The sequence below is a fragment of the Bifidobacterium simiiventris genome (assembly GCF_019331715.1).
Taxonomy (GTDB): domain Bacteria; phylum Actinomycetota; class Actinomycetes; order Actinomycetales; family Bifidobacteriaceae; genus Bifidobacterium; species Bifidobacterium simiiventris.
Map to the genome: position 1 here is coordinate 79,265 of NZ_JAHBBG010000011.1, position 10,337 is coordinate 89,601.

9 protein-coding genes are annotated in these 10,337 nt (G+C 61.9%); 2 read left to right on the forward strand and 7 right to left on the reverse strand.

The window, feature by feature from the left end:
• Positions 1–42: 42 nt before the first annotated feature.
• The 4 genes from KIH76_RS09520 to KIH76_RS09535 all read right to left on the reverse strand — a co-directional run bounded on the left by KIH76_RS09520 (position 43) and on the right by KIH76_RS09535 (position 5,221).
• Positions 43–1,593 (reverse strand): glycoside hydrolase family 30 protein, encoded by a 1,551-nt coding sequence (locus KIH76_RS09520; RefSeq protein WP_214374024.1) that lies wholly within the window; start codon positions 1,591–1,593, stop codon positions 43–45.
• 233 nt (positions 1,594–1,826) lie between these two features.
• Entirely contained in the window at positions 1,827–3,038 is a 1,212-nt protein-coding gene (locus KIH76_RS09525; RefSeq protein WP_214374023.1) for a GNAT family N-acetyltransferase, read from the reverse strand.
• Between the two features lie 492 nt (positions 3,039–3,530).
• Positions 3,531–4,370, reverse strand: coding sequence for a carbohydrate ABC transporter permease (locus tag KIH76_RS09530; RefSeq protein WP_214374022.1), 840 nt, complete (start codon positions 4,368–4,370; stop codon positions 3,531–3,533).
• Positions 4,367–5,221, reverse strand: coding sequence for a carbohydrate ABC transporter permease (locus tag KIH76_RS09535; RefSeq protein ID WP_214374093.1), 855 nt, complete (start codon positions 5,219–5,221; stop codon positions 4,367–4,369). The genes KIH76_RS09530 and KIH76_RS09535 overlap by 4 nt, the downstream gene beginning before the upstream one ends.
• A gap of 329 nt (positions 5,222–5,550) precedes the next feature.
• Between KIH76_RS09535 and KIH76_RS09540 the strand changes: the two genes are divergently transcribed.
• Positions 5,551–6,561 carry a LacI family DNA-binding transcriptional regulator gene (locus KIH76_RS09540; RefSeq protein ID WP_219070466.1) on the forward strand — a complete coding sequence of 337 codons (1,011 nt, stop codon included), beginning with the start codon at positions 5,551–5,553 and terminating at the stop codon, positions 6,559–6,561.
• Between the two features lie 274 nt (positions 6,562–6,835).
• On the opposite strand, the gene KIH76_RS09545 is transcribed toward KIH76_RS09540, so the two are convergent.
• Together KIH76_RS09545 and KIH76_RS09550 are read right to left on the reverse strand one after the other, a co-directional pair.
• Positions 6,836–8,167 carry an ABC transporter substrate-binding protein gene (locus KIH76_RS09545; protein WP_219070467.1) on the reverse strand — a complete coding sequence of 444 codons (1,332 nt, stop codon included), beginning with the start codon at positions 8,165–8,167 and terminating at the stop codon, positions 6,836–6,838.
• A gap of 398 nt (positions 8,168–8,565) precedes the next feature.
• A complete protein-coding gene (locus KIH76_RS09550; RefSeq protein ID WP_219070468.1) occupies positions 8,566–9,255 on the reverse strand; it encodes a histidine phosphatase family protein in 690 nt (229 codons plus the stop codon).
• A 160-nt stretch (positions 9,256–9,415) separates the two neighbouring features.
• On the opposite strand from KIH76_RS09550, the gene KIH76_RS09555 reads away from it, so the two are divergent.
• Positions 9,416–9,793, forward strand: a complete 378-nt coding sequence (locus tag KIH76_RS09555) for a DUF4235 domain-containing protein (protein WP_219070469.1) — start codon at positions 9,416–9,418, stop codon at positions 9,791–9,793.
• 115 nt (positions 9,794–9,908) lie between these two features.
• On the opposite strand, the gene KIH76_RS09560 is transcribed toward KIH76_RS09555, so the two are convergent.
• Positions 9,909–10,160 carry a hypothetical protein gene (locus KIH76_RS09560; protein ID WP_219070470.1) on the reverse strand — a complete coding sequence of 84 codons (252 nt, stop codon included), beginning with the start codon at positions 10,158–10,160 and terminating at the stop codon, positions 9,909–9,911.
• Between the last annotated feature and the right edge of the window lie 177 nt (positions 10,161–10,337).

The window sequence follows — 10,337 nt, forward strand, 5'->3', positions numbered from 1 at the left end:
CGGCGCGCATGCGTCAACGGGGCAACAAACACACAGGAACGATCAGAACAGCGTCTCGTCGTGGTCGTCGACCGGGTGCGGCGTGTAGGTGATCTTGAACTCGTCGTCGGCCGGGGCCTCGGACTCGTTGACCGGATGCTGCGACTTGTGCAGGCTCACGGTGCCGTACGCCGGAACCGTGACCTTCTGCCAGCGCGCGCCCTCGCCGTTGATCGTCACCGCGGCCTCGATGTCCTCGCCGGTCGGGTTGTACAGGATCGCCGCGAGGTCGCCGGTCGCATCGTTGACGAACGCGACCGAGCCGAGTCCGCCGTGGCGTCCGTCCGGCGTGCGGTTGGTGGAGGCGACACGCTGCGAGCCGACGGTGACGTCCTGTCCGTAGTTGCGCAGCATGAAGTACTCGAGGTTGCGCTTGACCTTGCCGGTGGACGAGTCGATGGTGATGACGCCGCGGCGGCCGGACGTGCCGGCCCAGCTCGGGAAGCCCTGCTCGTCGAGCGCCATGTTCCACAGGTTGATCAGGCCGATGCCGTTGCGCACGAGCCACGTGCCGATCTCGCCGAACATGACGTGGCTGGCCTCGTCGACGGTTTCGTCGAGCATGCAGCGGCGTTCGGTCATCGCGGCCTTCCACTGCGGGAACTGGCGGGTGCCGTTGTGGATCCACTCGGGCAGGCCGGAGTAGGTGTGGAACGCGGCGCCGGCGAACGCGTTGGCCTGCGCGGGGGTCATGTATTCGCTCACCGGGCGCTGGTAGAAGCGCAGGGAGTCGTCGCCGAAGTAGATCTCGACGTCCGGGAACGTGCGGTCGAGCGCCGGGCGCAGGTATTCACTGCCCCACTTGGCGAGTTCCTCGGGCGTCCACACGGTGATCGGCCACGGGCAGCCGTTGCTCGGCTCGTTCTGCATGGTGACGGACGTGATGCGGATGCCGTACTTGGCGTACGCGGCGATGAACTTGACGAAGTACTGCGCGTACACGTAGTCGATGGTGTCCTGGTAGCGGTAGCCGTTGCCGACGAATTCGCCGAGGCGCAGGCGGCCGGAGCCGTCGAGTCGGTTGGAGGTCTTCATCCACGCCGGTGCGGACCACGGAGAGGCCATGATCTTGACGGCCGGGTTGATCGCGACGATCTCCTGCAGGACGGGGATGACGTTCTTGAGGTCCTTGGTCGCGTCGGGCGCGCCCGGCTCGCCTTCGCCGATGGAGAAGTAGTTGAGGCCGGCGTCGGCGACGACGCCTTCCGGCAGATCGTCGTAGGAGTAGTACTTCTGGCTGGAGAAGTCGCAGGCGCCGATGGAGATGCGCACGGACGAGAAGCCGCCCTGTTCGGGATCGAACATTTCGGTGAGGATCGCGTGGCGCTGTTCGGCGGTCATCGACTGCATGAACAGCGATGCGGACGAGTCGGTGATGGCCGCGCCGCAGCCTTCCCAGTACTGGTAGCGGCGGGTCGGGTCGATGACGACGGTTTGCGCACCGTTATGATCATTTTCGATCACCGGCGTTGCGATCGGCTTGCGGCGGTCGGTCAGATCGCCGGTCGTGCGCGTCCAGTATTCGTATGCGAATGGATTACGGGCCTCAGTCATGAGGATCACTCCCTCGTGTTGTTGTGCGATATCCACGATTCGATCACTGCGATCGCATCGCAACCTCTAAACGATCACTATTATACACAACTAATCACACGACAGTCCAAAACAATCTCTTTTTATCACTTTTGATCACTCTTGCTGCCGTCGATGGGGAGCGTGGCGGTCAGCCGATCGCTACGCTCCTGCCTATCGACATCGCACCCGTCACCAGCACGCGCGCCGATCGGTTAGTTGAGGTCGGGCCAGTACCAGCACATCGGCAGCGGGAACCAGCCAGCCGGCGCGACCGGCAGATCGTGGCGGAAGCGCGCGCCGAGGCCGAGCAGCAGATCCTGCGCGTCCATGTGCGACAGACGCGGCGCATCCGGATCGGCAGTGCGTTCGACCGTGACGGATTGGCGGCCGGTCGTGCGATCGAGACCGCTTCCGACCACCGCATGACCGTCATCGTCCGCCTCGCGTTCGCTCACGGTGATGGTGACCGGCTGGCCGTCGAGCACGGCGCTGAACCGCCCCGGCTCCAGCCGCCACAGCCGCGCGGCGGCAGATAGATAGGCGTCAAGCACCGTCGCGTAATCGAAGATGGTGCACCGGCACAGGCATCCGATCTTCGTATCTTCGCCGAACGCGGCAAACTGCTCGTTGAGCGCGGCGTCGGTGGGCGAGACGCGCACCGTGAACGCCTCCTTGCGGCAGACTGCGAGCGAGGCGAGATACGCCTTGGCGACGGCCGGCGCGTCGGCCGGATCGGCCAGCGCGATTTCGCGCACGACGCTCGGATCGGCGAGCGCACGGATGAGATAGCCGATCGGCTCGCCGTTGCGGTCGATGGCGATCGCCTCGCTGTTCAGATAGGTGCAGATTCGATCAATCACGGGCAGCGGGCGTTCGGCATACACCAGACGTGCGCGGTTGAGCCGGTCGGCGAGCTGCGCGTCGCCGTCCCGAGAGAACAACGTGCGGAACGTGATGCCGGCTGTATCGACGCCGGCAAGCGCGTGCTTGGCGCAGGATTGGTTGACCGAGTAGGTGTAGTCGTATCCGCACGGCGTGTAGCCGAAGTACGCGTAGCGGTGGCGCAGTCCCCACAGCACCATCAGATCAGTGTTGCCCTCGGCGCGCAGTTCGTCGTGCCACATTCCGATGAGCCTGCCCATATGGCCTTCGCCGCGGCTGCGGGGATGGACGCAGACGCAGCCGAGGAACATGACGTTGAGTTGCCTGCCGCCCACGTGCATGGTCTGCGGATAGACACCCACCGAGGCGACGATGCGGCCGGTCGTCTCGTCCACGGCGACCTTGTGCCGGGACGCGAGCGTTTCGCCGCTTTCCGCATAGGCTTTGGCCAGGATCTTCTGGGCCTGCATGCCGAACGCGTAGTTGATGAGATCCACGATCTCGTCGGTTTCCTCAGGTTTGGCATCACGATATACCGTCATCTGCGCACCTTCTATCATGAATGATCGTTATTGAGCAGTTTTAATCATCCTTCCGGGTATGAGTTCACCACCCTCTCGCGACAACGCGAAAGGTACGCGCTTGAGGGACACCAGCTCACGGCTACCCGGCGCAAGGCATGGAATTGAGCACTCCCGTCGCGGTGCGACACGGGATATGAGCTCATCTTCGACGGACGCCGACCGCTCGGCTGCGAAGGGCACAGCGGACAGATGAAACAGGGGGCAAGAACAACGAACGGGAGCGGTGAAAGCGCCATATCTTTCAGCGCTTTCACCGCTCCCGGTACTGCAATTACGGACTCGGCTACCGCCGAGGCTCAGTGTTGGCTCGGCGGCAAAGCCGCCTCGCTACAGGTGCCGCCGGAACGAAACGGACTCGCCGTTGGCGAGCGTAAGCCGCTCGACGGGCAAGCCGTCTCGCTACAGGAGCGGCCGGGAAGCCCACCGGGCTTCCCTAAAGGGCTGACTTTGTCAGCCCTTTACCGCTCCCGTCATTACACCCTTCACGATGTACTTCTGGCAGATCAGGTAGAAGACGATGATCGGCACGATCGCGAGCACGAGGCACGCCATCATCGCGCCCATGTCCACCGAGCCGTAGCCGCCCTTCAAGTACTGCACGGCCACGGAGATCGTCTTGTACTTGCCCAGGTCGAGCGTCAGGTACGGCAGCAGGTAGTCGTTCCAGATCCACATGGCCTGCAGGATCGCGACGGACACGATCGACGGCTTCATGATCGGCACGACGATCTGGAAGAAGATACGCGGCACCGACGCGCCGTCGATCATCGCGGATTCCTCCAGCGAGGCCGGAATGCCCTTGACCACGCCGGTGAAAATGAACACGGCCAGGCCCGCGCCGAAGCCGAGGTACACGAAGCACAATCCCCACGGGGTGTTGAGCTTCAGCGTGTCCGCGATCTTGGACAACGTGAACATCACCATCTGGAACGGCACGATCATGTTGAACAGGAACAGCGTGTACAGCAGTTTCGCCGCCCAGTTGTTCACGCGCACGATCCACCACGCACACATCGAGGTGCACAGCAGGATCAGCACCACCGATCCAACCGTGATGAGCAGCGTCCAGCCGAAGCTGGCGAAGAAATCGGTCGTTTCGATGCCGCGCGTGTAGTTCTCCAGCCCGACGAACGCCTTGCCGGCCGGCAGCGAGAACGCGTTGCGCGAGATGTACGCCTTCTGCTTGAACGAGTTGATGAACACGAGGACGATCGGGAACACCCACGCGATCGAGATGAGCGAGAACAGCGCCGTCCATGCGGCTGCGTGCTTCGGCTTGTCGGAGATCATGCCTCCACCTCCTTGCTGGTGGTGAGTTTGTTCTGGATGAGCGCGACAACGGCCACGAGCACGAAGAACAGCACGGCCTTCGCCTGGCCGACGCCTTCCCAGCCGACGCGCCCGTAGAACGTGCGGGTGATGTTCATCGCGAGGCCTTCCGACATGTTGCTCGGCGCGCCGTTGGTGAGCGCGAGGTTCTGGTCGTACAGCTTGAATCCATTGGTGACGCACAGGAACGAGCACACGGTGATCGACGGCATCATGAGCGGAATGATGATCTTGAACATGGTCTGCGATCCGCTCGCACCGTCGACCGCGGCGGCCTCGAGCACGTCGGTCGGCAGCGACTGCATGCCGGCGATGTAGATGATCATCATGTAGCCGATCTGCTGCCAGCTGACGAGGATCACAAGTCCCCAGAAGCCGTAGCTCGCCTTGTAGGTGAGCGAGCGCGCCCAGTGCGCGAGGACGCCGTTGAGCAGCAGCATCCAGATATAGCCGAGGATGATGCCGCCGATCAGGTTCGGCATGAAGAAGACGGAACGGAAGATGTTCGATCCCTTGATGGCCTTGGTGAGCATGTATGCGATCGCGAACGCGGCCACGTTGATGATGACGGTCGTGACGACGGTGAGCGCGGTCGAGAAGCCGAGCGCATGCAGGAACTCCTTGTCCTTGAACGCGCGCGCGTAGTTCTTGAGTCCGACGAACTCGGCGTCGGTGACGGTGGTGAACTTGCAGAAGCTCAGATACACGCCCATGATGAACGGGACCACGAACCCGATGATGAATGCGGCGAACGTTGGCAGCGCGAACAGCGCCCACCATTTACGTATCGCCTTGCCGGCCATGCTGATCATACCGTGCTTCTTCCTGTCTGCTGGGTGAGCCTGCGTACGGCTGCGTGCGGTCGGCTCGGGATGGATGATTGCAAATTCAGCCAACGATTGCTGATTTGCAGTGCTGACCACAGGATAACAGGGCGACAGCCATATGTCAAACGTTGTCATTTTCTGCGTTTTACGACGACGGATTCGCTGTAATCGAACTGAAAAATCCAAGTAATTCCAAGTATTTACCGACTGCAAACGCCGTCATTTTGATAATGCAAATGTTTGCACTCAGCTACCGATGCAAACGCTTGCTGTAGAATACTCAAGAATCGCCCACAAGGAGAAACGAACAACCCATGCCAGCAACCATCCAAGACGTCGCGCAAGCCGCGAACGTGTCCATTTCCACTGTGTCCCGCTCGTTCACTCGCCCCGAACTCGTGTCCAAAAAGACACGCGACAAGGTGCTGCGCATCGCCGACGAGCTGAACTTCTCACTCTCCCGTTCGGCCGCCGCGCTCAAGTCCGGCCGGTCGCTGCGCATCGCGCTGCTGGTGAGCGACCATCTCAACCTGTGGTTCTCCGCATCCGTGATCGAAGGTCTCAACCAGGTGCTGCACGCCGAAGGCTACGACATCTCGATCTTCCAGATCTCCAGCACCGAGGAGCGCCACGAGTTCTTCGACATGCTGCCCGTGCGCCGCAACGCGGACGCGGTCATCGTCACCTCGTTCGACATCTACAAGGAGGAGGTCGGCCAGCTCTCCAATATCGACGTGCCCACGATCGGCATCAACTCGACCTCCCCGAACACGCGCGTCTTCAACGCCGCGGTCAACATCGACGACCATCAGGGCTCCGTCCTCGCCGCGCGCCATCTCATGTCGCTCGGCCATCGCGACATCGTGTACGTGCGCACCAACCGCGAGGTCTCTCTGCATTTCAGCGTGCAGGACCGTTTCGAGTCGTTCATGGCCGCGTGCGAGGCGGAAGGCGTCACGCCGCGCGTCATCACGGCCGGCGAAGGCAAGGACCGCATCAGCCGCGTCGCGACGGAACTGCTGAGCCTGCCGCAGTTGCCGACCGCGATCGCCTGCCAGGAAGACGGCATCGCGATCCCGCTGCTGTTCCAGCTGGAACGCAACGGCGTGAGCGTGCCGAACGACGTGTCGATCATCGGTTACGACGATAGTTTCTACGCGAAGGATCTCGGATTGACGACGATCCGGCAGGAGCCGGTCAAGATGGCGATGACGGCCGCGCAGATGGCGCTCGACCTGATCGACGAGAAGCCGGTCGACGATCCGTTCCGCGTGGTGCCCGCGCAGCTCATCATCCGCGCGTCCACCGCCCGCCCGCGCAAGTAGCGGCAGTCGCCCCACCTGTCATTTCGACCGAGCGCAGCGAGCGGAGAAATCTCTCCCCGCAACAACCTCGGCAGATTTCTCGACTCGGCTCCGCCTCGCTCGACATGACAGGAATGAGGCATATAACGGCAAGCAAAAGGCCGGAATCCCGCATGATCGCGGAATTCCGGCCTTGCGTATACTCCGACCGGTCAGCCGACCCGCGCCCCGAGGAAAGGAGAAGGAGGAAAAACTCGGGACGCGAGCCGTACAATCGGTTCGGATTCGGGTGAACTCAGTGCGAGTTCTCGTATTCGGAGGCCCAGCCGTCGACGAACGCGGTCTTGACCGCATTCCAGTCGCCGGTGCCCTGGGCGTACTGCAGCAGCGCCTGGCCGACGCCGTTCTTCCACTCTTCGGACGGCATCATGGTGAAGTTCCACGAGACGGCGGTCTTGCCGGACTTCTGGTCCTCGACGGCGGCCTGGGTGAGCGGGTTGTCGGAGGTGACGTCGTCGAAGGTCTTGAACGGCGTGGTGAAGCCCATGTCGGTGGACAGCGACTTCTTGCCGGTGTCGGAGGTGATGACCCACTTGAGGAAGTCCTCAGTGGCCTTCTTGTCGGCGTCCGACGCCTTCTCGTTGATGCACCAGTAGTTCTCGGAACCGGTCGCGAGGCCCTGCTTCTCCTCGCCCTTGGCGCCGATGTAGATCGGCATCATGCCGAGCGAGTCGGCGCTCATGCCGGCCTTCTGCAGGTCGGTCCACGCCCACGTGCCGTTCTGGTAGAACGCGGCCTCGCCGAGCGCGAACTCGGAGTTCGCGTCATCGCCGGTCTTGGAGCTCAGCTGGGTCGGCTCGGTGGTCGAATCGGTGATGTACAGGTCGAAGATCTTCTTGTAGTTCGGCAGGTAGGTGCCCTTGATGGTCGCCGGCTGCTCGGTGACGTTGTCGTCCTTGAACTCGTAGTACAGCGGCAGGTTGGCGAGGTGCGTCTTGAAGCGCCAGTCGGAGCTGGAGTCGAAGCCGGCAGACGTGAACGCGCCCTTGATGCCGAGCTCGTCCTTGCGGGCCTGCATGTCGTCGGCCACGGCCTTGAGCGTGTCGAAGTTGTCGATCTCGTCGACGGACTTCGCCTTTGCGCCGTCAAGCGCGAAGTACTTGTTGAGGATGTCCTTGTTGTAGATGATGCCGTAGGTTTCCATCACGTACGGCACACCGACGACCTTGTCGCCGTCCTTGAGCGCGACGTCCTGGTTGTTGAGTTCCTTGTAGATGTCGGTGTCCTTCAGGTCGGCCGTGTACGACTTCCAGTTCTGGTAGCCGACCGGACCGTTGACCTGGAACAGCGTGGGCGCGTCGGTCTTGGCGATCTCGGACTTCAGGGTCTGCTCGTAGGTGCCGGACGCGGCGGTCTGCACCTTGACCTCGGTGCCGGTTTCCTTGGTGTATTCCTTGGCCAGCGCGGTCCACTGGTCGGCGGCTTCCGGCTTGAAGTTCAGGTAGTAGACCTTGCCCTTGGCATCGTCGGACGAGTTGGAGCTGTTGCCGCATGCGGCGAGCGCGCCGACCGACATCGCGGCGATCGCGACCATGCCCACCGCCGACTTGAACGTACGATTCATCATCGAACCTTTCTTCTGTTTCCCTGCCGCAGTTGGCGGCCAGTCGATGCCTGCTGTGGGCACCGTTACCACTTGACGAAACCTATTGTGCATCAGATCCCACCGTTTTGCAAACGATAGCAAGAGGCCACTGGATGATTTTTGATTACCTTTGCAAGTTTTTTTGCAGTGTTTTCTATGATTTTCTGCCACGCCGTTGCGATATTTAATGCAAACATTTGCACCGTTGTTTACGTTCACAGTACCGTTATTTTGCAAACGTACTCAATCACTGATCGACGACTGACCCCTTGATTCCATCCGTCTCATAAACAACACGGGCCGGCGTGTCGAATCACACGCCGGCCCAATGGTTCCCCAGCTCCGTCAAACGTCTGCATCAGCAATCAGTCAACAAGCAGTCAGCAGTTCCAGCGTTCGATCACGCGGTCGCCCTTGTACACCGACAGCACCGAATAATGCGCCGTATCGAACCGCAGCAGCCGTCCCAGATGCGGATCCAATCCCAGCCAGCGCATCGTCAGGATCCGCAGCACGTGCGCATGCGCCACGAACAGCACGTTGCGCCCTTCCGCCAGTCTCGGCAGCGCCGCATCGATCGCAAGCTGCACGCGCTCGTATACATCCTCGACCGTCTCCCCCGGACCGTTATGCACCGGCACGCGTTCGCCGGACGGCAGCGTCTCCGTCCAATCGCCCTCCATCGCCTGATCCAGCGCCTGCGGACCGTCACGCCATACATCCCACTCGCCGCCGTGCATCTGCTGCACGGTCACGCGCGTGCGGCCCTCCGCACGGCCGTAGTCCCACTCCATCAGCGCGTCCAGCGGCTGCGGGTCGAATCCCGCCAGCAGCACGGTCTGCTGGGCACGACGCAACGGACTGGCGAACACGCACCCCTCGTCGAATCCCTGCGGGAACCGTTCGCGCAGTCGCTCCCCCGCGTCGCGCGCCTGCTGCTCGCCCACGTCGGTCAGTGGGATGTTGGTACGGCCTGTATATTGTCCGGATTCACTCCACACGGTCTGGCCGTGCCGCATCAGCACCAGACGTCCTCTGATCGCTCCATTGCCATCGTTTGTTGTGCTCATAGCGACTACTCTACTCAACGCATGGCCCGTGCAACACCAAGCACCCATCACGCGCCCCTATCGCACCCGTTTTCTCACTGACGGTTTGCTCTCGTTGGAAGCCCTTCCAACGCCACTCGCCGACCTGCACGGCGTCGCTACCTCGCAAAATAATGGTGGCATGACCGAATACCAGACCGAGTCGACCGCGGACCGCATCGTCGCGGGGTTCGACAAGATCAACGAAAAGGTGGATGCCATGCGTGCCGAACGACTCAACGATCCGGATTCCCTCGGCGATAAGCTGCTCAAGTCCGCGTTGCCGTCCGTGGCGGGATTCGTGGCCGGCAAGGCGTTCACGCTGCTGTGGAACCGCGGCAAGTCGCGGCGTGCGGCCGGCAGGCTCGGCGACGGCGTGGTCGACGGGCAGGAAAGTTTCGTGATGAGCCTGCTGTTCGCGGCACTGTCCGCCGCGCTCGGTGCGGTGGTGTCGCAACTGTCCGACCGCGGATCGCAGGCGATCGTCGACCGTCGTCACCGTCGCCGTTCCTCTCGCTGACAGCAGCATCGCCACCTCATACGCATGTGGCAATCCCATTACTCGAGTGCGGGAAACGCTCACTGATGAGCCGTCAGTGAGTGTTTCCCGCCACTCACATTCCAGCCCTAGCAGTTTATCGACGGCGGGGTTTGTAGCCTTTTTTACGCGAGTGCGGCTTGAGCTGTTGGTTGAGCGGCACCGCACGATAGCTGGTTTTCGGATCCCGATGGGTCAGATGCCAGGTGCCGCAGTATTCGCATCGATACACCCATAATTCCGCTCCTCGCTCGATCAGGCTTTGATCGGCGGCACGCTGCGCCTGTGCCTTGTCGTGATACATGATCTTGTTCGACTCGGTACAACGCTTGGGTGTGAAGTAATGCATAATAAGCCCGAGTGTAGGTGATTCCCTTGTCAATCGGGTGGGTGAATAAAGGGAGGGCCCCGGGAGCGTGTTGCTCGACCGGGGTCCTTCGTGACGTGTAAATGCGGCGGCGTGCTACTCTCCCACACCCTGTCGAGTGCAGTACCATCGCCGTGCCAGGCCTTAGCTTCCGGGTTC